Source organism: Collinsella sp. AM09-41, from assembly GCF_003473245.1.
Taxonomy (GTDB): domain Bacteria; phylum Actinomycetota; class Coriobacteriia; order Coriobacteriales; family Coriobacteriaceae; genus Collinsella.
Genome location: NZ_QRMJ01000003.1, coordinates 172,163 through 196,733, shown reverse-complemented (window position 1 = coordinate 196,733; position 24,571 = coordinate 172,163). Strand labels below are relative to the sequence as shown.

Below are 24,571 nucleotides of genomic sequence, written 5' to 3'. Positions count from 1 at the left end.
AGGTTACTCCTTGGGGAAAACGAGGCCGTCGATGCAAACGTCAACGCGCTCGACCTCGACACCCACCTGGGCATCGATGGCGGCGACTACAGCGGCGCGAACGGCCTCGGCGAGTTTCTTGAACGGATAGCCAAAGAACACCACGACGCGCACGGTGAGTGCGAGCTTGTCGCCGACGACCTCGGCTTCGACCGCCGGCTCGGAAGCCGGGGCCTTAGACGAGAGCATCATGGAGACAAGGTTGGTGGCAAGGTCCTTGACGCCAACGGAGGCGATGCCCTCGACATCGGACACGGCGCGCGAGACGATGGCGGTCAGAACATCGGGCGAAATGCCGATGCCGTCAATCTTGATTTCCTGGGGCATGAGTCCTCCTAGAAGAGTTGGTTGCTAGACGCGGGAGACGAACTTGCCGTCGCGGGTGTCAACCTTGATGACCTCGCCCTCGTTGAGGTACATGGGGACCTGGATGACAGCGCCGGTGTCGATCGTGGCCGGCTTGGTGGAGCCCTGGACGGTGTCGCCCTTAAAGCCCGGGTCGGTCTGGACGATGGTGGTCTCGATGAACATCGGCGGGGTCACGCCCATGAGCTCATCGTCGGCGAAGAGCAGCTGGCAAATGTCGTTCTCGCGCAGCCACTTGGAGTTCTCGCCCACCATGTCCTCGGGAACAGGAACCTGCTCATAGGTCTCATTGTCCATGAAGATGTAGTCGGCGCCATCGTTGTAGAGGTACTGGAACTCACGGGTGGTGAGCATGACGCTCTCGAACTTGGTGCCGGCGTTGCAGGTGTTCTCGACGACGCGGCCGCTCTTGATGTCGCGGGTCTTGTAGCGCACAAACGCGCCGCCCTTGCCCGGCTTGACATGCTGGAACTCGACAATGGTGTAGACCTTGTCCTTAATGCGGAGACCGAGGCCGTTCTTGAAGTCGGCGGTAGAAATGGTAGGCATAGCGACCTTTCTTGTTATGGGCAGAACGCACAAGCGTCCAATTTACATACGACCGAAATTATACACTTGCAGACGGCGCCTGCAGCGAGCGCATAAAAAGAGAACGCGGGGCGCCCGAATTGCTCCGGACACCCCGCCCAAAAATCTATCGAAATGAGCTAGCAATCGATAATGTGCAGGTCGTGCGGGGTCTTGGTGAAGGGCTCATAGCCGTTCTCGGTGACCACGCCGTAGTCCTCCAGGCGCACGCCGCCCACGCCGGGCAGATACACGCCAGGCTCCATGGTGATAACCGAGCCGACCTCGATGGTGTTCTTGCTGCGGTTGAAGTTGGGCAGCTCATGGATGTCGATGCCCACGCCGTGACCCAGACCATGGTTGTAGTAATCGCCATAGCCGGCATCGCCGATGATCTTCTTGGAAAGCTTGAAAATGTCGTTGCCCTCCACGCCCGGATGGATGGCGGCGACGCACTCCTCGTGTGTACGGCGCACGAGCGCGTACAGGTCGAGCTGCTCCTGGGTAGGCTCGCCCATCACGACGGTGCGTGTCATGTCGGAGCGGTAATCACAGTAGCCCGCGCCGTAATCCATAAGAACGAAATCGCCCTTCTCGATCACGCGGTCGCTCGGCACGGCATGCGGGTTGGCGGTGTTGGGACCACTCGCCACGATGGAGCCGAAGGCAAGGCTATCGGCGCCGTTGGCGAACATAAAGTTCTCGAGCTCGTTGCGAACCTGCTTCTCGGTCATGCCGGGCTTAATAAAGCCGAGCATATGCTGGAAGGCGGCATCGGTGATCGACTGCGCATGGCGCATGAGCTCGATCTCCTCGGCGTCCTTGATGGCGCGCATCTTGCGAATGTCGTCATGCATCAGCGGCAGCATGCAGGCGACGGAACGATCCTCCAGACCACGCTGAATGCCCTGGTAGAAGTTGATCTGCATGTCGTCCTCGACAGCGCAGACGCGGCACTTGTTGGCCGCGATCTTGCCGGCGACCCAACCGGGGATGGTACCCTCGTCCATGTCGTAGACCCAAGGGCTGCCGGCGGGCGTGTTCTCCTCAAAGCTGTTGAGGTAGCGCGAGTCGGTATGGAACAGGCACTGGTCAGCCGTAATAAACGCCGCGTGCGGGAACTCGAAGGTGTAATCGAAGACGCCCTTCACGCCCGTGAGCCAACGAAGGTTGGCCTCGTCGCGCACCACGATGGCATCGTAGCCGCGCTCGACCATCAGGGCACGGACACGCTCGATACGACCGGCAGGACCGGCAGCAAACTCAGACATGCAGATTCCTTTCTTGTTGCCTCTATAAAGACGGGACGGGTCTCAACCGAACGACAGAATCGCATGCGATCCGCAACCGACTGAAAACCCGCCCCTCAACATGATACGAAAGACAATGGATGTCAATAAATCTTAGAGAAGTTCTTTGCGAGAAGCCAAGTAGGCGTGAGCATGGCGCTCAAGAACCTCGTCCTCAACGCTCGTGAGACGAATGGCGCCGAGTGCCGCGGGCAGCGGCAACATACTGCGGTTCGAACGGACAAACTGCTGCCTGCGGAACTCCTCGATATATGCGGCAGGCTCCAGATCGAAGGCAAGCTCCTCGATACCAAAGTCCTCCAGGCAGTCATCGACCTCAAAGACGTAATCGATATCGAAGTCGCAGGCATCATGTGCTAGGCGCGCCTCAAAGCGCATGCCCTCGGACAACAGCTGGTAGGCAGGGACCTGCGAAGCGGCATCGCCCAAGCAAGCGCGCAGGGTACGCTCCCCCGTCTTGCCAAAATCGAGCGCATGGCGAGCGCTCGGGTTCGTGGCCATCAGTACGTCCTTGCGGGCAGTCTGAGACCATTGGACGGCATTGACGAGCGCGACCTCCTCGCCCGCGAGAATCTCGGGGACGGTCTCAGCAAACTGATTCCAGCGGGATTTGCTGCTCGAAAGCATGGTGCCAACAAGTACCGCATAGCCGAGTTTGAGGTCCTCGGGGTCCGCCTCGCGAACAAGGTCGAGGTCGCACACGACCAAGCCCGGTTCGGGACGGAACGCGATGGCGGGATGCGCATTCGCCGACGATGCGACGAGCGGCTTCATGGTCGTCGCGACCGTGAGCATGGCGTCGAAGGTCGTCGGCAACAGCGCGCACTCAGTTCGGCCGCACCACTGGTTGGCGCACCAGCTAACAACCGAGCAGGTTGCGGCATCGCCAACGGCGACAACCAGATCGTCGCAGGTAACGCCGTTGGCAGACAGGGCGCCAAAGATAGCATCGGCATCGGCCAGCGTAGCACCGGCAGGCGAAACCTCGAAGACGAGCGGCGACACGGCAAAGCCGGCATCGACCAGAGCGTGCTCAACGATCTCGCCAAAGCAGTCGGAAACAGCGCTGTTCCAGACAACCATCGCACGCTTGGGCTTGCCCACGGCCGAGGCAAACATACGCGACAGCTCACTAAAAGCGTTAAAGCCGACGCGAACATCGACACTGCGATTTTGGAAATTGATCAGTTGACGGCGAATCATAGCAGTCCACGCTCCAAAAGCATCTCGGCACAAAGGTAGGAAACGTCCTCGAAGGACTTGTTGCGAATATCAAGGGTAATATCTGCGGCCTGGCGATACAGCGGACGGCGATGCTCAAACAGGCGCGCGGCATGCTCGGGCGAGCGGAAATCGGGGCGCGTGTCGGACCGACGAATCTGGCGAATCGAATCCTCGAAGTCGCCCTCGAGGTACACGCACGTACCCATATCGTGCATCAGCTCAATATTCACCGGTGTCTCGACGATACCGCCACCGCACGAAACCAACAGGCTGCGCTCGCTTTGGAGCGAACGGAGCGCCGAGGTCTCGAGCTCGCGAAAACGATCCTCGCCCTCGGTCTCAAAAATCTCGGTTACCGACTTGCCGCAACGGCGCACGACCAGGCGGTCGGTATCGATAAAACGCCGCTTGAACATGGTGCCGACGTTGCGCGCGAGCGTCGACTTGCCCGCGCCCAAAAAGCCGATAAAGAAGATATGGTCGCAGCCGTGTTTGATGTGCTGAGACATGGCGAAACCTATTCCTCGCAGGGAAGGTCGCGCAGGGCCCGGCGCTCAAAAATACGGAAGATCTGCGTATACCACAGGTCCTGCGTCGCCTGCGGCTTTACCAGGATGGTATCGACGCCGGCTAAATTGCCACTCCACACGTCAGTGTAGAGCTGATCACCGATCAGTACCGCCTCGTCGGCCGTGGCGCCGAGGCGCTTAAGACCCGCCTTAAGGGCAAACGGCGCCGGCTTCATGGCGTGGCTAATGGCCTCGAGTCCCAGCTCGCGTGCAGAGCTCATGACCTGGTCGCGATGCCAGTTGTTGGACACCATGCACAGCTTAAAGCCTTTGGCGCGGGCGGCGTCAAGCCAAGCGGAAACCGCGGCGGGAACCTGCTCGGTGTCGCGCGGCACCAGGGTGTTATCGCGATCGAGCAGAATGGCGCGTTTGCCGTCGGCCCACAGGGTATCAAGGTCGATGCGATCGACCGAGGCAACGTATCGTTTGGGGCTAAAAATCCTCATGCTAATTCCAAGACTGTTGATGCTCTTCGTAGGTTTGCGAGAAGTACTCCTCGTCCTGTGTAATGTAGAAATACAGGTCATCGGAGTCGGTCGGCTCAAGGGTGGCCTTGAGCGCCTCGAGCGACGGAGAGCAGATGGGCGTGGGCGGCAGGCCCTCGTGCTTATAGGTGTTATACGGGCTATCGCTCTGCAGGTCGTCGGCGGTAACCTCTCCGCCGGTGACATACATCATGGTCGCATCGCTATTGAGGTAACGCAGGCCATCGAGCTTGCCCGCCAGACGGTTATAGAAAACCGATGCCACATGCGCGCGCTGATCGGCGTTGAGGCCCTCGCGCTCGACGATCGAGGCAAGGTTAACGATGTCGTAATCGGACATCTCCACGCCATAGCGCTCCTTGATCTTGGCCTCGCAGCTCGCAAAGTCAAGCGACTTGTACTCGGTGTTGAACTGGTCAAGCATGGCGCGAATCACATCATCGGCAGAAGGGTCCTTACCCAACGAATAGGTCTTGGGGAATAGGAAGCCCTCGAGTGAATCGTTTGCAGCGTCTTTAAGGAAAGCGTAATCATTCACATAATTGCTCGCCTTGGCCTGGTTAAGGAAATCTTCCTTAGAAATGCTGTCGTATGCCGCGGCCACACGATCGGCGACCTGGTCGACCGTCAGGCCCTCAGGGATAGTCAGTGCATCGGAGCCCGCATTGGGGCCTTCCATGAGCTGCTGAACAACCTTGGTCGCGTCCATGAGCGTGGTAAACGAGTAGGTGCCAGGCTTAAGCGACATATCGGCATTGAGCTTTTTGACCGCCGCGTAATAATCCTTGGGGTCTTCGACGATATGGTTCTCGGAGAGAATCGAAGCGATGGCATCACCCGAGGCGCCATCGGGAATCGTAATAGTAACTTGCTGGCCAGCAGCGACTTTCGCATCCTCGCCGGCAAAGAAGCCCTTGACGGCCGGCACAACAAAGAAAACGATCGCGACAAGCGCAAGCACGGCGATGACGCCACCGATAATCATAGGCACCGGAGAGCTTTTCTTTTGGACGCCACGGCGGGCATGCGTGTTATAGCTCGAGCGCGTGGCCGGAGCAACGCCGTGCGAGCCATGAGCATGATGTGCGTGGGGGCGTGATTGCCGGGCCTGCCCCTGCGTGCGCTGGGCAGGAGCCTGCTGCTTAAAACGAGCGCCGCCAGCGGGCTGCGCGGGACGAGCTGCGGGCTGTTGAGCGGCACGCTGAGCAGGTTGAGCCGAACGCTGCGTCGGCTGCGCCGGGCGCTGGCCAGGCTGAGCAGGGCGCGGCGCAGGCTGCCGTGTACGATTCTGCTGGCGCGGATCGGAAGCGCTAGGCATGCGAAACCTCCTCGTTTTTACGATCGAGCCATGTCTGCAAGAACAGGCTGGCGGCGATCATGTCAATCTTGCCCCTCATCTGCTTTTCGTTGAGTCCCTGCTCTCGCAGGATTCGCTTGGCCTCCTGCGAGGACAGACGCTCGTCCTCAAACTCCAGCGGAAGTTCGAGCTCGTCGGCAATCTTTTGGGCCACTGCGGCGACGCGCTCGGCCTGGGGGCCGGGCTCACCTGCCATGGTCAAGGGACGTCCACTTACCAGGATATCGGGCTCATAGTCCTCGACCAGGTAGCGAAACGTCTTTGCCATACCAGTGACCTCGGCAGCCGGAAGCACCTTGACAGGCATCGCCATCTTGCCATCACGGCTCGAGACGGCAATGCCAATCCTGGTCTCCCCTATGTCCAGTGCGAGCGCGACCACAGCGACTACTTAGGTTCTTAGGCGCCGAGCGCGGTCTTGGCGGCCGCGAGGGCATCGGCGATACCGGCAGCATTCTTGCCACCGGCCTGGGCCATGTTGGGACGACCGCCACCGCGACCATCGACCAGGCCCGCGATCTGCTTGATCACGTTGCCGGCGTGGAAACCGGCCTTCACGGCGTCATCGGAGCCGGCGGCGAGCAGGGCCGGGGTGCCCTTCTCGGTAACGCTGGCAACGACGCAGGCGACGGGGCCGGCAACCTTCTGGTGCACGGTATCCCACACATTGCGCAGGTCAGCAGCCTCAAGACCCTGAAGCTCAGCGACGACGAGCTTGTAGCCGTTCAGCTCGACAGCGCCCTCGATGGCGCCAGAGATAGCGTCGGAGGAGCCACCGGTGAGTGCCTTCTTGAGCTTGTTGGACGTCTCGCGCAGCTCGGCCTGCAGGTTCTCCACGCGGGCGGGAACCTCGTCAACACGGCACTTGAGCGCAGCGGCAGCGGCGTCAACGAGCGCCAGGCGGTCGGCCATGTAGTCGAGAGCGCCCTTGGAGGTCACGGCCTCGATACGGCGGACGTTGGAGCCCGTAGAGGACTCGGAAATGATCTTGAACAGGCCGATCTCGGCAGTATTGGCGGCATGCGTACCGCCGCAGAGCTCACGGGAGAACGGCTGATCCTCGGCGCCCACGGAGACGACGCGGACGACGTCGCCGTACTTCTCGCCAAAGAGGGCGACAGCACCGGCGGCCTTGGCCTCGTCGATGCCCATGACGCGGGTCACGACCGGTTTGGAAGCGAAGATCTGCTGGTTGACCAGGTCCTCGACAGCCTTGAGCTGCTCGGAGGACAGGGCCTCGAAGTGCGTGAAGTCAAAGCGCAGGTGCTCGGGCGTCACCAGCGAGCCAGCCTGGGAGACATGCTCGCCCAGGACCTGCTTAAGCGCGGCGTCGAGCAGGTGCGTGGCAGTGTGGTTGCGGCGCAGGAAGCCACGGCGCTCGGCGTCGAGCGCGGCTGTCACGGTAGCACCGACGGTCAGTGTGCCCTCGGCAACGTGCGCGACGTGAGCATACAGGCCATTGTGGTTCTTGGTGTCGGCAACAGTCAGCGCAACGCCCTCGGCGGAAAGCTCACCGGCATCGCCCTGCTGGCCACCCATCTCGGCGTAGAACGGGGTGCGGTCGAGCACGACCTCGACGTCCTCACCGGCGGAAGCAGACTCGACGGACTCGCCGTTGCGAACGATGGCGACAACCTTGGCACCCTCGATCACATCGTTGTCATAGCCGTCGAACTCGGTCGCGGCAACCTTGTCGGAAAGCTCGACCCACACGTCGTTGAAGCTGCCCCAAGCATCGCCCTTGGCGTTGGCGCGAGCGCGGGCCTTCTGGTCCTCCATGCAAGCGGTGAAGCCGTCCATATCGACGTTGTGACCGGCGGTGCCGGCGATCTCGACGGTCAGGTCGATGGGGAAACCAAAGGTGTCGTGCAGCTTAAAGGCAACGTCGCCCGGAAGGACAGTACCCTCGGCAAGCGCGGCCAGGGCCTCGTCCAGGTAGACGCGGCCGTTGTCGAGCGTCGTGGAGAAACGCTCCTCCTCGGAAGCGACGATACCCTTAACGAGCGCGACGTTCTTGAGCAGCTCGGGATAGGCCTCGCCCATCTGGGCGTTGACCTCGTCAATGAACTTGGTCAGGAAGGCGCCCTCGATGCCCAGCAGGCGACCGTGGAACACGGCGCGGCGGAGCAGGCGGCGAAGGACGTACTCGCGACCCTCGTTACCGGGGAGAATGCCGTCCGAGATCATAAAGTCGACGGCACGAGAGTGATCTGCGATGATGCGCAGGGAGCGGCTAGCACCGGAGTAATCGTCGGCGTCATAGGTCTTGCCGCTGATTTTCTCGCCCAGCTTGATGAGGTGCTGCATCAGATCGCCGTCGTAGTTAGCGGTCTTGTGCTGCATGATGGCGGCCATGCGCTCCAGACCCATGCCCGTATCGAGGTTGCGGTGCGGCAGCTCCGGCATGGAGCCATCCTCCTGGCGGTCGTACTGGGTAAAGACGAGATTCCAGAACTCCAGGAAGCGGTCGCAGTCGCAGCCGGGCTTGCAGTCGGGGCTGCCGCAGCCGACCTCCTCGCCCATGTCAAAGTAGATCTCGGAGCACGGACCGCAGGGGCCGGTGGGGCCAGCGGCCCAGAAGTTGTCGTCCTCGCCCAGGCGGGAGATGTGATCCTCGGCAACGCCCAGGGAGCGCCACACGTCATGGGTCTCGTCGTCCTCGGTAAAGACGGTGAAGTACAGGCGATCGAGCGGCAGCTTGAACTCCTTGGTAATGAGCTCAAAGGCCCAAGCGCAGGCCTGCTGCTTGGAGACGCCACCAAAGGAGAAGTCGCCGAGCATCTCAAAGAAGGACAGGTGACGGCCGTCCTCGCCGATGCAATCGATGTCGTTGGTGCGGACGCACTTCTGGCAGGAGATTGCGCCGATCTCCTTCATGGTCTTCTTGCCCTGGTAATACTCCTTAAACTGGTTCATGCCGGCGTTGGCAAGCAGCAGCGAAGGATCGTCGGGGACGAGGGACGAAGAAGGATAGAGCTTAAGACCGCGCTCCTCAAAGAAGTTGAGGAACTTAGAGCGAATCTCGGCCGTAGTCATTGACGGGTAGTCAGCACTCATAGAGGGAATCTCCTCGGTTTCACATCGAAACAGTTCAAACGTAACGATATTACCATCCCACCGCGCCTGTGCAAAAAAGAGGGCCGCCAAACAGCGACCCTCCAGCGAAAGTGCACGTTATTTAGGTCTGTCAAATACTTTGAAAAAAAATGATTTCGGTATAATTGCATATAAGAATCGTCCGGAAGGAGCGATCGATGAATAGCAAACGGTTTGTCGTGAATGCACTAACCTCGGTAGCCCTTTTAGCAATCTTCGCTTACTCGAGCTGGTATGTGAACCAGCCGAGATTTGGCTACGCATTGTACGCAGTAACATCTGGCGATAAAGCGTATTACACCCTAAGCGCAATTGACGCCATCTTTTTCTATGTGGCTGGCCCCTTATCAATCGCTTTGATCGCGTTTATTGTTATTTACAACATCAAGAAACGCTAACAGGGCCTATTTGGAATCCGAATCGTCCATGGAGCCGTCGATGCCGGTTTTGGTGTCGTCGTCAGAGCTTGTGTCGTCGTCCTTGGCAAAGGGGTTCTTTAAGAAACCCGTCGCGTCGGGCTGCAGGCCTGAGAGCTTAATCCAGGGATTATCGAGCTCGGGCTTGGGCATGGCCTGGGCCTCGGGCGCGGTCTCGTTGCCGATGAGCTCGGACTCATAGATGAACGTATCGTCGCCAAGCGCGTCGTAGGCGGCAACTGGGTTACCCTCGGTATCGCGATACGGAGTGCCCTTAAACACGGCACCATCGTATGCCACGAGCTGACGCCCGGTCTCGTTCTCAAAGTAGTAGACGAAAATGCCCTTGAGGGCCGCGCACAGCGGAATGGCGATAACCATGCCGATGGGACCCATGAGTGCCGAACCGATAACGAGAGCCGTCAGGCTCATAACGGGATGCACCTGCACCGAGCTCTGCATGACCTTAGGCGAAATGACATTATCGGTGACGTTTTGAGCCACCATGGTCACGACAAGCGTCCACAACGCCAGCATGGGGCTGAACATAAAGCCGAGCACCGTGGCGATCGCCGCACTCACCCAGGGACCGACAACCGGAACCAGGTGCATAATGCCGGTAAAGATAGCCATGAGTGCTGCATACGGATGGCCGATGATCGTAAAACCAATAAAGGCAAGAAAACCGCCACAGATCGATGTGATGACCATGCCACGCATGTAGCCGCCGACCGAACGCGAAAGGATGGCCACCATAAAGCGGTACGAGGTCTCCTTTTCCTGCCCGATGATGGTGCAGACCTCGTGGTGCATGCGGGGATAATCGCAGGCAAGCCAGTAGGCAAGCACCAGACCCAGGAAGATGACGAACAGCTGCGAGGCCGTGTTGGTAATGAGCGGAAACACACCGCGGCCGAGCTCAGCAGCGATTTGCGAGACGTACTTAGACGCTACGGTAACCAACGAAGAAAGATTGTCGTCCAGATACTCCTTGAGCGGCGTGTTGTTGAGCGTCTTAGCGTGCGAGAGCATCTCGTTGAGATCGCCACCCGCAACACGAAGCTGCTCGGGCAGGCGGCTCAGGACTTCCATGATTTGACCGAGCAAAATAGGCGATAGGATGCAGACGACGCCAACGAGCACGGCAACAACCACAATGAGTGCGATGAGCGAACCGAGGCCACGTCCGACACCGTGATGCTCGAGCCAGTTGGTGATCGGAGACATCACAAAAGCGATGATGGAACCGACAGCGAGAAACTCGATGACCGGTGCCAGGATGCCCATAAGGTTAAAGATGACGGCAGCGATGACAATGCAGCCGACGACGCCCCAAATGCGCAGCGTCAGAATGCGGGTATCGCGAAGCGTGCGGTCGATTTGTTGGGGGTGCTCACTCATGAACGAACCATCACTCCGTCGGGATCAATCTTATCTTGAATCTTCTTAAGCGTGCGGCGCAGCAGGCGCGAGACCTGCACCTGCGAGATGCCAAGCTTCTTGGCAATCTCGATCTGGGTCATGCCCTTAACGAAGCGCAGCTCGATAACCTCGCGCTCGCGCGGCGAGAAATCGCGGATAGCTTCCTCGATTACCAGGCGGTCATCGGTAAAGTCGAGCTCGTTGTCGTCGTCGGCATAGCGATCGAGAATCGAAGGCGCATCATCGGAATCGGACGCACCGGGAGCCTCGATGGGCACCGAGGTGTAGGCCGAGGACGATTCCATGGCTTCGAGCACCTCGTCGACGGTTACGCCAAGGTAATCGGCGATTTCCTCAACCTTGGGCGAACGCTGAAGCTCGTTGGTGAGCTTGTCGGTGGCCTGGTTAACCTTGGCAGAGAGCTCCTGCAGACGACGCGGCACGCGCACACTCCAGCCCTTGTCGCGGAAGTGGCGCTTAATCTCGCCCAAGATGGTGGGCGTGGCAAACGTCGTGAACTCGAGTCCGCGCTCGGGATCAAAGCGGTCGATTGCCTTGAGCAAGCCCAAGTACCCGACCTGCAAAAGGTCATCGAGCGGCTCGCCGCGATTCTTGAATTTGTTGGCAAGAAACCTTACCAGGTTCATATGGGACATGACGAGCTGCTCGCGAGCATCCGGATCACCGGTCTCCTTATAACGACGAAACAGCTCGCGGGTTTTCTCCTTGTCCCAAGCGGTCTTGCCGCTCCGGGAGCGTTCGGTCATATTAGATATCCGCCTTGAGGTCGAGGGAAAGCGTTAGGGGCGCTGTAGTCTTTTCGTAGGAGTCGCACACACTCGCCAAAATGAGCTCGGCATACACGGCAGCCTGGTCATCCTCATCGACAGTCGCCTGGTCGCCAAAGGTAAAGGTCATGCCCACATGCGATTCGTCGACATCGAATTTGATCGAGATATCGTCGGAATCAACAGCCGTGCAGCCAAAGATGAAGGCTTCTTCGGCAGCCATACGAATGTCCTCGATGCGATCGACGGACATAGAGCACAGGGCGCCGACGTTGGCGGCCGTCATGCGCACCAAGCGCGCGAGACGCGGATCACCAGCAACGCTCAGCGTAATGGGGCAGGTTGCTTCGCTACTCATCGCAGGACTCCTCGGAGGTCTCGGCAGGCGTATAGGTGTAATACTGAGCAGGCTTAGCAGCGGGCTTCTGAACATCATCGTCGTCAGCAGCGGCATCGTCGTCGCCAATCAGAACGCGCTCAGTGGGCTGCTCGGCCTCGGCAGCGGCAGCGGCGAGCTTGCGATCGGCGTCGGCTGCAGGAGCCTTCACCTTATTGAAGAGCTTCTGCACGGCGCCAGCAGCAGAATCAGTCACGCTCGATACGGCATTGCTGGCCTCGGCCACGCTGCCCGTGACCTCGGAAATGTCGCGAACGACCGCCTCAACCTCAACGAGGTTAGACGTCAGAGCATCAACGGCAGTCTTGCTCGACTTGAGGAGCGGCTCCATCTGGGCAAGTGCCGGCGTAAGCTCGTCAACGGCGCCATCAAGCTTTGCCACCACGGGCTGCGCCTCGGCAATCGTATTGTTGAGGTCGGTTACCGTCTTGTCGAGCGAGTCGACAACGGTGCGGGTTTTGCGCAGGGTGAGCGCAAGCTCAACGATAGCCCACACGCCGGCAACGGCAAGCAGCAGCAAGGCGATTTGAATGGGACTCATACAAGCCTCCCAAAGGAATCGAAATACAAACGCTTTCCATGGTACCCCAAAGGGGACCGAACATGCCAAGAGCAGCAACGTGGGACAAAATTATCAGCAGCTACTTCGGTGCATTCCCGCTGCGGTCGCGTTCGCTTTGCTCTACGCGCCATTCTTCCCAACCGCGGCCGGCAGGCTGCCAAAATGCACCGCGTTCTAAGCCTTCGGGCAAATAGCGCTGGTCGACCCAGCCTTCGGGATAATCGTGCGGATACTTATACACACCGTATTCATCGCTGCCCGGGCGATGGCGATCGCGTAGATAACTCGGCACCTCGCGAAGCCCACTAGAGTGGATATCGGCCAGCGCCGCATCGATCGAAGCCTCGCACGCGTTGGATTTAGGCGCCAAGCACACATAGAGTGCAGCCTGAGCCAGGTTAATGCGGCACTCGGGATAGCCAATGACCTCGGCAGACTTAAACGCGGCATGTGCCACCAAAAGTGCCTGCGGATCGGCATTGCCAACATCCTCAGAAGCCTGAATCATAATGCGACGGGCGATAAACTTAGGATCCTCCCCCGCGTCAATCATGCGCGCGAGCCAATAGATCGTGGCATCGGGGTCGCTGCCGCGCATGGACTTGATGAACGCACTGGTAATGTCATAGTGCATGTCGCCGTTTTTGTCATACGAAAAACCGCGGCGCGGGTTGGCAATCTTCACGTCATCGACGGTGATGGGATAACGCTCCCCCGCCGCCGGCGCTGGCGTCCCTTCGGTATCGGGACGCGTGACGGCAATCTCGCTCGCCAGCTCGAGCGTCGTCAGGGCAGAGCGCGCATCACCCGCGGCCAGCGTGCAGATGGTCTTGACCGTATCATCATCGGCAGAAAACTTTCCGTTCAAGCCCTGTGGTGCCTCGAGCGCACGCTCAATAAGCGTGGCGATATCCTCATCCTTCAGATGTTCAAGCTCCACCACGCGTCCGCGCGACAACAGTGCCGAATTGACCTCGAAGTACGGGTTCTCCGTCGTAGCGCCAATCATAATGACGGTACGGTTCTCAACTGCATGCAGCAGGGCATCCTGCTGCGACTTAGAGAAGCGGTGAATCTCATCGATGAATAGAATGGTGCGGCGGTCGTAGGTGTTCAGACGGGTCTTAGCCTCATCGATTACGCGGCGCAGGTCCTTCACAGTGCCCGTCACGGCGCTGACCTCGACAACCTCGCTCTTGGTATGGTTGGCGATAATGTGGGCCAGCGTCGTCTTGCCCGTGCCAGCCGGGCCGTACAGAATCACGCTCGACAGCACGTCATGCTCAATCGCGGCGCGCAGCCACGAGCCCTTACCGACGGCCTTTTGCTGGCCCACATACTCGTCGAGCGAATTGGGGCGCATACGCACCGCAAGCGGCGCATTTTTAAAGGAGCGCTCGCGCGTCGAAGCAGAAAAAAGGTCGTCCATAGCCATCCCGTGCATTAATCAAAATCGTTGTTGACCAACAGTATACCGAAAGGATACGAACTACCGTTCGTTAATATAGGTGCGGTGCGGAAACTTTAGACCTGGGAACAATTTGCTCGTCAGCTCGCAGAAATAACCATCCGTCATGCTTGCGATGTAATCGACGACGGCCTGATCCTTGTCGTCCTGCCAGGCATACGTGCGATCGTAGTAGGAAAGCTGCTGCTCAATGCGCGAAACATGATGCTTAAAGATGTAAGAGAACTCGTCGCCTTTATTTAGATCCTGCAGGCAACGGTCGTAGAGCTTTTCGAAGGCCTCACGCAACTCTGCCTCAGAATCGCCTTCGATACCGCCCTTGCTATAGATCTTCTCGTAGTTCTCGCGCTTCGCCCGGCGGATCTCCTCAAACAGGTCCTCGCTCATCTCGATACGCGGTTTGCCGTAGCTATGCTCAACGATATCGATAGAAGCGTGCGTGAGGATCCAGCTGTTGTAAGCCCCGCCCAGGCCATCGTCAAAAGCGTCGGGTGACAACAGGCCCGCCGCGATGGCGTCTTGGCGATCGCGCCCAACGTAGGCGAGGATATCCGAGATACGCACCACACAGCCCTCGAGGGTCATGGGGCGCAGGTGCTCGATCGCGCCATAGCCCGTGGCAATGCAGTCCTCGACGGTACGGTCGAACTGGTCAAACGACGCCATGTCCGAGAGTTCAAAGACACGCTGCTCGTACTCGCCGTTATGGCACAGCACGCCGTCGAGCGTCTGGAGCGACACGTTGCGGCCGTACAGCGCGTCGAGCACGCGGACGGACTGCACGTTATGGAAAAAATAACGACCCGTACGCTCGTGATAGATATCGTTGAGGAAACGCTCGCCGGCATGGCCAAAGGGCGTGTGGCCCAAATCGTGGCCCAGGCCAATCGCCTCGATCAAATCGCAGTTGAGGCCCAGGGCACGGCCGATATCGCGGGCAATGCGCGAGACGAGCTGCACATGAAGGCCGCGCCGCGACAGGTCGTCGTTGCTGCGAAAGCTAAAGACCTGCGTTTTGCCTGCATAACGCGTGTACGCAGGAAGATGAAGAATCTTTTCGGTATCGCGCATAAACGCCGGACGCATAAGCGTGCCTTTGTCGGCAGCGCGATCTATACGACGAATGACCTGGTCGTCGCAGCATCGATAAGGATTAACGACACCCGAGGCGCGGTCGGCGGCGATACGCTCGACCAGCTCGGGCAACAACGCCGCGGGAATGCGGTCCATGCGCGCCTTAATGACGGCCGTTTCTTGATTAGTTGCCATGGCATGCTCCTTAAAAAGGATGCGCAATCGGTTACAATGTCCAGCCCACGACCTCGATTATGGCAAATATCGGCACCAAAAACGGGAGCAAAGGCAGGGAGCGCGATTTTGTAAAGAGGCAGGAGAGGGCCAGGACCAGGAGCGCGACGGCAAATGCCACGATGCCGCCCAGAGGGTCGAGCGTGCAAAGCGCGAAAAGCGCCTTGGCATCCCCCATGCCGATGCCGGGGGCCTGGCGGAAACGCCGCCAAAGCGACTCGGTCAGCACAAGGGAAAGGCACACGATAACGGCAGGACCGGCGTGGTCAAGCGCCGTGTTCAAGCCCCTGTCCAGCCAAACGCCTGCAAACGCCGCCACGGCGCATGCGGCGGCAAGCGCGTTGGGAAACCGCCGTTCACGGACATCAATCACCGCACCGGCAAAGGCGCAGATCCAAAAGGGAATATAGACCATTGAACACCTCCCGTGGCAGTCACTCAAAAGCAAAAACCACCACAAAGGTGCCTGTCCCCTTCGTGGTGGTTTTGGTGGTGGTTATTTAGCGCCCTGCATGACCTCGTCGAGGGTAACGTTGACAGCGTGTTGCGTCGGGACCCAGTCGACCTTCAGGAACAACGCAGCCACCGTGATGGGGATATAGCTGAACATAAAGATCGGGAAGGTAAACAGGTTGGTCACCAGGCGCCACTTTTGCGCACAATGAATGTGCTTGTACTCGAAGATGGTCGTAAGTAGCGCCAGGATAAAGAAGGTCTGATACATCATCGCGAAGGTCATAATGAGCGAGGCGGCACAAGCCTGCATCTCAACCTCGGTAGCCAAAAAGCCATGCGAAAGACCACCGACGATCAGGAACGTGGCGTTGGCGAGCATCGAAATCAGCGATAACAGCATACCAGGGGCAATCGTCATAAACATGTCGTAGGCGGCAAAACGATGATAGCGGAAGGTCGACTTGACCAGATGCTTACCGTAGGTAAAGAACACCTGGTAGAAGCCCTTGGTCCAGCGCATACGCTGCTTCCAGGACGCCTTAAACGTCACAGGCTGCTCGTCAAAGAACTCCGCCGGCGCATAGCCAATACGAATGCCGTGAATAGCGCAGAACGTGGTGAACTGAATATCCTCGGTCAGCGTATGGAACTGCCAGCCGTGCATGCCCTCAATAACGCTAGCCGAGATAAGGTAGCCCGAACCCGATACGGCGCAGGACGTCTTGCAGATATTACGCGCGTTGTTAAGGAAACGCGCCTCGCGCAGGTACCAAGTGGCGTTGGCAGCCGAGATCCACGAGCTGCCAAAGTTCTTGGAGTTGCGGTAGCTTGTGACCACATGGAAGCCCTGGTCAAAGGCGTCATTCATCTTGGAGACGTAATCGCGGGAGATAACGTTGTCGGCATCGAAGATAAAGTAGCCCTCAAAGGTATCGGGATACTCGTTAAGAATGCGGTCAAAACCAAAGTCCATGACCCAGCTCTTGCCTTTACGGGCCAGGTCGTTTCGCTCGTACACGACAGCGCCCGCCTCGCGCGCGAGCTGCGCGGTGTTATCGGTGCACGCATCGGCGACCACGAAGACCTCGATGAGCTCGGACGGATAATCCTGGTCCTTGATGGAGCGAACGAGGTTGGCGATAACGGCCTCCTCGTTGTGTGCTGCAATAAAGAAGGCATACCGGTGGAGTTTTTTGGCCTTGGGAGGCGCGACCTCGCCGCGGAGAGCACCGATGACAAAGAAGACCACCTGGTACAAGAAGCAGACCGTGAGCAGCGTGACGACAATCTGGTTGAAGATCACGATGGGTGTGTTGGTTTGTAAAAAGGCGAGCATGCAGGCTCCCAGGAACGCGTTACGTAAACAACCGTATATCTTACCGCAGGCTTACCGAGTTCAAGAAACCACCTAATACTGGCTAGGCTTCGAGCAGACCGAGCTGCGGTACGATTTCGTCGCCGGCAGTAGTGCGACCAAGCGAACGCGGGGCTAAGTCGTCGAGGACGGCGGCGAGATCCCACGGCAGCTCGTCGCGGCACTCAATGCGCTCTCCCGTCACGGGATGATCGAACGCCACGCGCCAGGAATGGAGGAATTGCCTGGTCAGACCCTGATCGGCACGCGCATCGCACTTACCGTAGAGCGGATCGCCCACGCAGGCGTGGTTGATATGGCGCATGTGCACGCGAATCTGATGCGTGCGACCGGTAAACAGGTGACACTCAACGAGCGTATAGCCGTCATCAAAGCGCGTGGAATCAAAGCGCTCAAGGACCTTAAAGGTCGTGATGGCCTGGCGCGCAAAAGGATCATCGGAAACCGCCATCTTGACACGGTCACGTGTAGAACGGGCAATGCCGGTGTTAATGGTGCCCTCATCCATGGCGATATGACCGTGAACGAGCGTAATGTAGCGGCGGTCGAGCGTGCGCGTACGGATAAGATTTTGGAGCGCGCGCTGGGTATCGTCGTCCTTTGCCGCAAGCATAAGACCCGAGGTATCGCGATCCAAACGATGTACGATACCGGGGCGGTCCTCGCCCTGCACGGTGCCCAGATGGTCGATACCGCAGTGATAGACCAGCGCATTCGCGAGCGTACCGCTCTCATGACCATGCGCAGGATGGCACACCAGGCCGCGCTGCTTGGAGAGCACGATGAGGTAGTCGTCCTCATAGCGAATGTCGAGCGGGATGGCCTCGGGAATCACGTCGGTGGGATCGTGCGGTTCGGGCAAATCAACCGAAATACGGTCACCGGCTCGCACGGCGTACTTTTTGGACAGGCAGGTCTCGCCATTGACCACTACGACCCCACCCTCAATCAGATGTGCGCAGGCAGAGCGCGTAGGGCAGCCGTCATTGGCGCCCAGATAGGCGTCAAGACGCTGACCAGCGGCATCGTCGGCAACAAGGATATGGATGTCGGCCATTAGCGCTCAGTCCTTTCGCGAATCTTGCGGGCACGCTCCCCACGTTGTTTAGCCTTGCGCTTGGCGCGGGCCTCGTCACGGGCGTTAAGCTCGGCGGTCGCATCGACCTCACGAGCCGCGGGGCTCAAGAACATGTAACCGAAGAGCGCCAGCACCACACCGACCGTAATGCCGATATCGGCCACATTGAAGACGGGGAAGTCGATGAAGGTGGTGGCAATAAAATCGGTCACGAAGCCAAAGGCCAAACGATCGATAGCGTTGCCGATAGCACCACCCGCAACAATCGCCATGCCCACAACCTCAAGATGGGCGAGCTGAGGTGCACGAACGAGGTACACGGCAATAGCGATAATGACCGCCAACGCCAGCACGGCAAACGCGATGCCATGCCCCTCGCCCATGCTAAAGGCAGCACCGATATTGCGGACAAACATAAAGTCGAAAACACCGGGGATGACGGTCACATGCAAGGCGTCGCCCACGGCACGAACCGCAAGCTTGGTCAGCTGGTCAACAAGCAGCACAACCAACGCCACCCCACCAGCAACACCCAACCGCCAACGCAAAGGCGGCGTCATATCCGCACCACGACCCAAAGAAATCCCCTACCCTCAGATAATCAAATTCCGTTTAACGCAAATAACCATCTTATATTGCCACACGCAGAGCGCACGACACATTCGCTAACGTCAGATAAATAACCAGCATAAAAGAAAGCGGCATTCCGGATAACGGAATGTCGCTTTTCTTCAGCGGAGCAAATGGACCGAAGGCGCCTAAATTCTCCCTATAAATAAAATGCCGAGTTACCGTGCCTTAAAGGGCATTCGCGCAGCGCTTGCAAATGTGAGCGTGGCCGTTGTACTCGCCGACGGTGGTGCGGTAGTTCCAGCAACGGTCGCAGCACTCGCCCTCGGCAGCATCGATGGCAACAGAAAGCTCCTCGCCCTGGGTAAGCTCAACATCGGAGACGATGTAGAACTCGGCCAGGTCGACGGCCTTGTCGCCGGTCAGCAGCGCATACATTTCGGCGGGAACGACCGCCTTGACGCGGACCTGCTGGCTCTTGGTGAAGGTGCCGGCGGAGCGGGCATCCTCAAGGGCCTTGGTCACGACGCTACGGAGCTCGAGTGAAGCCTCGAGCACGCCCTCAAACTCGTTGGCCTCGTCGACCGTGATGGGCGACTTGTACCAATCGAGCAGCGCGGCGTACTTCTGGTGATCGACGCAGCCGGCGGGCGCATAGGCCATGGCCTCGTCGACCGTATAGGACAAGATCGGCTGCAGGTCGCGCATGAGCATCGAGAAGAGCTCGGCGAGCACGGTCTGGGCGCTGCGACGCTCGAGCGAGCCGGGCTTCTCACAGTACAGACGGTCCTTCAGGGCGTCGAGGTACACGTTGGAAAGCTCGGTAACCACGAAGTCGTAAAGCGCACGGTAAGCGCGCGGGAACTCGTAGCAAGAGTAAGCATCGTCGACCTCGGCCTGGACCTGGGTCAGACGGGCAACCATGAGCTTGTCGAGCGGCAGCAGGTCGGCAAAAGCGACGCCGTCGGTCTCGGGCTCAAACTGGCCCTCAAGCTCGGAGAGCAGGAAGCGCAGCGTGTTGCGGAAACGACGGTAGGCATCGGACGTACGAGCGAGAATCTCGTGGTCGATGGAAACGTCGGAGCTGGTGTCGACCGAGGCGACCCACAGGCGGATGATGTCGGCGCCCATCTCGTCACAGACCTTATTGGGGTCGATGACGTTGCCAAGCGACTTGGACATCTTACGGCCCTGGCCGTCGAGGGTGAAGCCCTGCGAGACGACCGCCTTGTACGGAGCGTGGCCGTTGGCGCCCACCGAGGTAAGCAGCGAGCTCTGGAACCAACCGCGGTGCTGGTCGGAGCCCTCGAGGTACACATCCGCCGGATACTCCAGCTCGGGACGGTACTCGCAGACGGCCTTCCAGGAAACGCCGGAATCCCACCACACGTCGAGGATGTCCTTATCGGCCTTGAGGTGATGGCCGCCGCACTTGGGGCAGACGCAGGCCTCGCCCAGGTAGCTCTCGGGAGCGTCGGTGAACCAGGCGTCGGAGCCCTTATCGTGGAAGAGCTTGATGACGGCGTCGAGCGTGGCGTCGTTCATGACCTTCTCGCCGCAGTCGGCGCAGGTGTAGCTGGGGATAGGCACGCCCCAGTTGCGCTGACGGCTGATGCACCAGTCGGGACGCTGCTCGACCATGGCGCCAATGCGGTTGGCGGCATGCGCCGGATACCATTTAACGTTCTCGCGGACCTCCTTGCCAGCCTGCTCGCGCAAGCCAGTCTTGTCCATCGAGACAAACCACTGGTCGGTAGCACGGAAGAGCACCGGGTGCTTGCAGCGCCAGCAGTGCGGATAGCTGTGCGTGATCTTCTTCTCGAGGACCAGGGTGCCGCGCTCACGCAGGAACTCGATAATGTGAGGGTTGGCCTCGTCGGTATCCATACCGCTGAAGGGGCCACCGGTGCCAAACTCCTCACCGGTGTAGAACTTGCCGTCGTCGTCGACCGGCATGCAGATGTCGGTGATGCCCTCCTTGAGGCAGGCAAAGTAGTCGTCGACGCCGTGGCCGGGCGAGTTGTGGACGATACCGGTACCGTCATCGACACCGACGTAATCGGCCAGCAGCGCCACGCCCTCAACGCCGTCAAAGATCGGCTGCTTGTAGTGGATGTGGTGGAAGGTCTCGGCGGGAACCACATAGGGCTTGCCGTCGACCATAACCGGGGTGTACTCCCAGCCAAACTCCTCGCAGCACTTGGGAGCCAGGTCCTCGAGCATGACCTCGGCACGGCCCTCGTGCTCAACGGCGACATAGGCGGCGCCGGGCTTGAGGGAAACGGCCTGGTCGGAGGGGATGGTCCACGGCGTGGTCGTCCAGATGATAAAGTCGACCGGGCCGTCGAAGTCCTCGAGGCCGGCGGGCTTGGAAGTCATCTCAAAGCGCACGAAGATGGACGGGCTCGTCTCGTCGGAGTACTCAATCTCGGCCTCGGCCAGCGCGGTATGGCAGTGCTTGCACCAGTGAACCGGCTTGTGGCCGCGATAGATCATACCCTTATCGAACATGGCCTTAAAGACCTCGATGTCGGCGGCATCGTGCTGGTGATAGAGCGTCAGGTAGGGATTGTCCCAGTCGCCGAGCACACCCAGACGACGGAAGCCGGCCTTCTGCAGCTCGATGTTCTCGACAGCGAACTTGTTGCAGAGCTCACGGATCTTAGCCGTGGAGGTCTGGTTGAACTTCTCGGTGCCGAGCTTCTCCTCGACCTTGTGCTCAATCGGCTGGCCGTGGCAGTCCCAACCGGGGACATAGGGAACCTCATAGCCCTGCATCATCCAGTAACGGTTGATCATGTCCTTGGAGATCTTGTTCATGGCATGGCCGATGTGGATCGGGCCGTTGGCGTACGGAGGACCGTCGTGCAGCACGAACTTCTTGTGACCCTCGTTCTTCTTCAGAACCTGCTCGTAGACCTTGTTGTCCTGCCAGTCCTTGAGCCGCTTGGGCTCGGACTTGGAAAGACCGGCACGCATGGGAAAACCGGTCTTGGGCAGATTCATCGTCTGCTTGTACTCGTTTGCCACGGTACCCCTTTCTTGTCATGGGCGCGCACGCCCTCTGGGCACCAAAAAAGCGCCCGTCCCTACAAGCTGGGACGAAGCGCCACAAACGGGCTGCACGCCCGCAAAAGCTCTTCGTTTAACCACCCAGCTTAGATGCCCTCGCCCGCGTATTCGCGCGCTCGCATCCGTTACTCGGCTGGTCTGTATCGACGACCATCTCGGCGATGTCTACTAAGACGTGCCTGTGCGGCGCGCCCGTTGGGACCGCAGCTCCGGGGTGATTTTCATCGGTCGCATGCACGGGCTCTCAGCGCTCCCCGTTCTCTGTAGCACACGGACGGCCGACTACTCGTCCCCATCAACGCTTATGTGCTGTATGTTAGCATGGTCAACGCCGGCGAAAAACCCTCAACATCGGTTTCATACTTTAGAAATTTCTCACGGTCGCAAGCACTCACTTGGAGCAAAATACCTGAAAGCACTTTATCGAAGGAAAGAAGGTACCTATGCGCACAATTGGAATGAGCGACTATACCGTCGGCGAAGACTGCTTTGACGAGCTACCCGGCGCGCTGGCCGAGTACGGAGCGACCAAGGTCGCGATCATCGGTGGCAAGCGGGCACTGGCCGCAGCACTTCCCGGTATCGAAGCTGCGCTGGCAGGTACCGACGTCGAGATTCTGGAGACGCGCGTCTACGGCACCAACAGTACGCGCGCAAATATCGCCAAGGTCGTAAACTCCCCTGCCTGCCAGGAAGCCGACGTGCTCATCGCATGCGGCGGCGGCAAGGCGCTCGACACCGTGAAGACCGCTGCCATTGAGCTCAAGAAGATCGTCTTCACCGTCCCGACGATCTGTTCCAACTGCTCCGCCGCGACCGCCATTGCCGTTGTCTACAACGACGACGGCTCGCTCGAGGGCTATTCGTACCCTAACCGACCTGCGCATATCTTTATCAACCCCAAGATCATCGCCGAGGCTCCGGCGGAGTACTTCTGGGCCGGCGTGGGTGATGCCCTGTCCAAGCAGCCCGAGGTCGAGTACGCCACGAGCGCCGGCAACCTGGAGCACACGGCAGGCCTTGGCCTAGCACTCGCCCACACCTGCTCCGAGCCGCTGTTTACCTTTGGCGTCCAGGGTCTTGAGGACGTGCGCCAGGACCAGTCGACCGAAGCCGTCAAGCAGATCGCGCTCGACATCGTGGTCAACACGGGCTACGTCTCCAACCTGACCAACCAAAACGATTACTACTACAACTCGAGCGTGGCGCACGCGTTCTACAACGCTTCCTGCAGCATTCCGCGCGAGGGCTCCTACCTGCACGGCGAGGTCGTAAGCCTGGGTGTGCTGGTACTGTTCGCCTATACGGGCGATACCGAGAACCTTGAGCGCTACGCCGCCTTTAACAATCAGATGGGCCTGCCCGTGACGCTTGAGCAGGTCGGGCTTTCCGAGGCTGATATCCCTGCCCTGTGCGAGTACGCGCACGCCACCAACGAATGGAAGCAAGGCAACCCGGAGCCCTTCACCGACGAGAAATTCGCCGCCGCCATCAAGGCCGCCGACGCTTACGGCCACACGCTCTAGGACTGGCCCAAAACAACCACAAAGGAGACAGGCACCTTTCTGGTGGTTGTTTATTGCTCCAGCATTCAGTTCGTACTCGAACCCGATTCTTTACGAGAAAGGGTTCGGGTACGTTTTTTGTTTATCGGAAATTCTGCGGAAGGACTACTCGGAACGGCAAACAGGAACGAACAGAGGCAGGGTATCATCGTGGTGATGGTATCCTGCCTTTTGTTTTGCGGGATCAAGGTCGCTTTATGCGAACTTGATCGCCACTTATATGGGGCATTGATGGCAATTGCTTCGTACGTGCATACCGAGAGCCTGTACACCTCTGGCAAGGCGTAAAACACTAGACTTTATTCCAAAGTCCGTGTGCTAAGGGGGCAGGCCCCTTAGAATTCCTGTGGAGTGTGTACGCACGTACGCTGGAAAACGGCAAAATTTCGCTATATCAGGGCGTTCTATCATTGGAGAGTATGGTATACACGGCTTAGTTCAACAAATAAGAATTTATATATAAAGGAGAATATTGATGAAACTGTTTTTATGTTCTCACTTTTCAAGTGTAGGAAGTCTGATAAAGGAAGAAATTGAAAATAAAAAAGTCGCATTTATTCCAACAGCTTCGCTGCGTGAAGGCTACACCGGTTATGTCGGCTCGGCTCGAAAATTATTCAAAAAGTTGGGAGCAATCGTAACTGAAATTGATATTTCAACGGAGGCTTATTCAACGATACAGTCTCTTTTTGAAGATGCAGATGTGATCTATTTTACCGGCGGAAATTCTTTTTTCCTTATAGACCAGCTCCGTAAAACGGGAACGGATGAGCTGTTGAAGAAAGAATTGGAAAAGGGAAAACTGATGATTGGTGAATCGGCAGGTGCGATTGTATGCGCTCCAAGCATCCAATATATCGAGCAAATGGATGAAAAGCCGGAGGACTACTCACAAGAAGATGATTCAGGGCTTAATTTGATTGATTTCTATGTTCTTCCGCATTTTCTTACAGCACCATTTAAGAAAGTTACCGAGAAAATAATGACTGAGTTTTCGGATTTGAATCTATGCCCAATTAACAACCGTCAGGGAATTGTAATTGATGGTGAAGGTTCAAAGGTAATTTGCAAAGACTAATTT

General features: G+C 58.5%; 23 protein-coding genes. 3 read left to right on the top strand and 20 right to left on the bottom strand.

What is annotated here, in order from left to right; translation table 11 throughout:
* Positions 1 to 3: 3 nt before the first annotated feature.
* From DW112_RS05410 to alaS, 9 genes are all read right to left on the bottom strand, one after another.
* Positions 4 to 366, bottom strand: coding sequence for an Asp23/Gls24 family envelope stress response protein (locus tag DW112_RS05410; protein WP_006233982.1), 363 nt, complete (start codon positions 364 to 366; stop codon positions 4 to 6).
* A 24-nt stretch (positions 367 to 390) separates the two neighbouring features.
* A complete protein-coding gene (efp, locus tag DW112_RS05405; RefSeq protein WP_117806186.1) occupies positions 391 to 954 on the bottom strand; it encodes an elongation factor P in 564 nt (187 codons plus the stop codon).
* Between the two features lie 158 nt (positions 955 to 1,112).
* The gene (locus DW112_RS05400; protein WP_118065367.1) at positions 1,113 to 2,243 is read right to left on the bottom strand and encodes a Xaa-Pro peptidase family protein; all 1,131 of its coding nucleotides are present in this window, start codon (positions 2,241 to 2,243) and stop codon (positions 1,113 to 1,115) included.
* 132 nt (positions 2,244 to 2,375) lie between these two features.
* Positions 2,376 to 3,485 (bottom strand): hypothetical protein, encoded by a 1,110-nt coding sequence (locus tag DW112_RS05395; protein ID WP_118065365.1) that lies wholly within the window; start codon positions 3,483 to 3,485, stop codon positions 2,376 to 2,378.
* Complete coding sequence (locus DW112_RS05390) at positions 3,482 to 4,015, bottom strand: shikimate kinase (protein WP_117806183.1); 534 nt, start codon at positions 4,013 to 4,015, stop codon at positions 3,482 to 3,484. Before DW112_RS05390 ends, DW112_RS05395 begins: the two co-directional genes overlap by 4 nt.
* Positions 4,016 to 4,023: 8 nt before the next feature.
* The gene (locus tag DW112_RS05385; RefSeq protein ID WP_118065361.1) at positions 4,024 to 4,521 is read right to left on the bottom strand and encodes a YqeG family HAD IIIA-type phosphatase; all 498 of its coding nucleotides are present in this window, start codon (positions 4,519 to 4,521) and stop codon (positions 4,024 to 4,026) included.
* 1 nt (position 4,522) lies between these two features.
* Entirely contained in the window at positions 4,523 to 5,878 is a 1,356-nt protein-coding gene (gene mltG / locus DW112_RS05380) for an endolytic transglycosylase MltG (protein ID WP_233539075.1), read from the bottom strand.
* Positions 5,871 to 6,299 (bottom strand): Holliday junction resolvase RuvX, encoded by a 429-nt coding sequence (gene ruvX, locus DW112_RS05375; protein ID WP_089571740.1) that lies wholly within the window; start codon positions 6,297 to 6,299, stop codon positions 5,871 to 5,873. Before ruvX ends, mltG begins: the two co-directional genes overlap by 8 nt.
* A gap of 17 nt (positions 6,300 to 6,316) precedes the next feature.
* Positions 6,317 to 8,974, bottom strand: coding sequence for an alanine--tRNA ligase (alaS, locus tag DW112_RS05370; RefSeq protein ID WP_118065357.1), 2,658 nt, complete (start codon positions 8,972 to 8,974; stop codon positions 6,317 to 6,319).
* A 197-nt stretch (positions 8,975 to 9,171) separates the two neighbouring features.
* On the opposite strand from alaS, the gene DW112_RS05365 reads away from it, so the two are divergent.
* The gene (locus DW112_RS05365) at positions 9,172 to 9,411 is read left to right on the top strand and encodes a hypothetical protein (protein ID WP_089571736.1); all 240 of its coding nucleotides are present in this window, start codon (positions 9,172 to 9,174) and stop codon (positions 9,409 to 9,411) included.
* Positions 9,412 to 9,417: 6 nt separating this feature from the next.
* Here DW112_RS05365 and DW112_RS05360 read toward each other — a convergent pair whose 3' ends face one another.
* From DW112_RS05360 to ileS, 11 genes are all read right to left on the bottom strand, one after another.
* The gene (locus tag DW112_RS05360) at positions 9,418 to 10,830 is read right to left on the bottom strand and encodes an AI-2E family transporter (RefSeq protein ID WP_118065355.1); all 1,413 of its coding nucleotides are present in this window, start codon (positions 10,828 to 10,830) and stop codon (positions 9,418 to 9,420) included.
* Complete coding sequence (locus DW112_RS05355) at positions 10,827 to 11,618, bottom strand: RNA polymerase sigma factor SigF (protein WP_117635146.1); 792 nt, start codon at positions 11,616 to 11,618, stop codon at positions 10,827 to 10,829. Before DW112_RS05355 ends, DW112_RS05360 begins: the two co-directional genes overlap by 4 nt.
* A gap of 1 nt (position 11,619) precedes the next feature.
* Positions 11,620 to 11,997: an ATP-binding protein gene (locus DW112_RS05350; RefSeq protein ID WP_117736300.1), complete on the bottom strand. Its 378-nt coding sequence runs from the start codon at positions 11,995 to 11,997 to the stop codon at positions 11,620 to 11,622.
* On the bottom strand, positions 11,990 to 12,577 hold the full coding sequence (locus tag DW112_RS05345; RefSeq protein WP_117639347.1) for a hypothetical protein: 588 nt from the start codon (positions 12,575 to 12,577) through the stop codon (positions 11,990 to 11,992). Before DW112_RS05345 ends, DW112_RS05350 begins: the two co-directional genes overlap by 8 nt.
* Before the next feature lie 100 nt (positions 12,578 to 12,677).
* Positions 12,678 to 14,027, bottom strand: a complete 1,350-nt coding sequence (locus DW112_RS05340; protein ID WP_199585325.1) for a replication-associated recombination protein A — start codon at positions 14,025 to 14,027, stop codon at positions 12,678 to 12,680.
* 60 nt (positions 14,028 to 14,087) lie between these two features.
* A complete protein-coding gene (locus tag DW112_RS05335; RefSeq protein WP_117757600.1) occupies positions 14,088 to 15,335 on the bottom strand; it encodes a deoxyguanosinetriphosphate triphosphohydrolase family protein in 1,248 nt (415 codons plus the stop codon).
* 31 nt (positions 15,336 to 15,366) lie between these two features.
* A complete protein-coding gene (locus DW112_RS05330) occupies positions 15,367 to 15,789 on the bottom strand; it encodes a prepilin peptidase (RefSeq protein WP_118065349.1) in 423 nt (140 codons plus the stop codon).
* A gap of 81 nt (positions 15,790 to 15,870) precedes the next feature.
* Complete coding sequence (locus tag DW112_RS05325) at positions 15,871 to 17,166, bottom strand: glycosyltransferase family 2 protein (protein ID WP_117786779.1); 1,296 nt, start codon at positions 17,164 to 17,166, stop codon at positions 15,871 to 15,873.
* 82 nt (positions 17,167 to 17,248) lie between these two features.
* Complete coding sequence (locus DW112_RS05320; RefSeq protein ID WP_118328499.1) at positions 17,249 to 18,262, bottom strand: RluA family pseudouridine synthase; 1,014 nt, start codon at positions 18,260 to 18,262, stop codon at positions 17,249 to 17,251.
* Positions 18,262 to 18,789 carry a signal peptidase II gene (lspA, locus tag DW112_RS05315; protein ID WP_233524891.1) on the bottom strand — a complete coding sequence of 176 codons (528 nt, stop codon included), beginning with the start codon at positions 18,787 to 18,789 and terminating at the stop codon, positions 18,262 to 18,264. Before lspA ends, DW112_RS05320 begins: the two co-directional genes overlap by 1 nt.
* 292 nt (positions 18,790 to 19,081) lie before the next feature.
* Positions 19,082 to 21,859, bottom strand: a complete 2,778-nt coding sequence (gene ileS, locus DW112_RS05310; RefSeq protein ID WP_369831566.1) for an isoleucine--tRNA ligase — start codon at positions 21,857 to 21,859, stop codon at positions 19,082 to 19,084.
* Positions 21,860 to 22,368: 509 nt separating this feature from the next.
* Here ileS and DW112_RS05305 point away from each other — a divergent pair.
* Positions 22,369 to 23,451, top strand: a complete 1,083-nt coding sequence (locus DW112_RS05305; protein WP_118328498.1) for an iron-containing alcohol dehydrogenase family protein — start codon at positions 22,369 to 22,371, stop codon at positions 23,449 to 23,451.
* Between the two features lie 514 nt (positions 23,452 to 23,965).
* A complete protein-coding gene (locus tag DW112_RS05295) occupies positions 23,966 to 24,568 on the top strand; it encodes a Type 1 glutamine amidotransferase-like domain-containing protein (RefSeq protein ID WP_117776283.1) in 603 nt (200 codons plus the stop codon).
* Positions 24,569 to 24,571 lie beyond the last annotated feature (3 nt).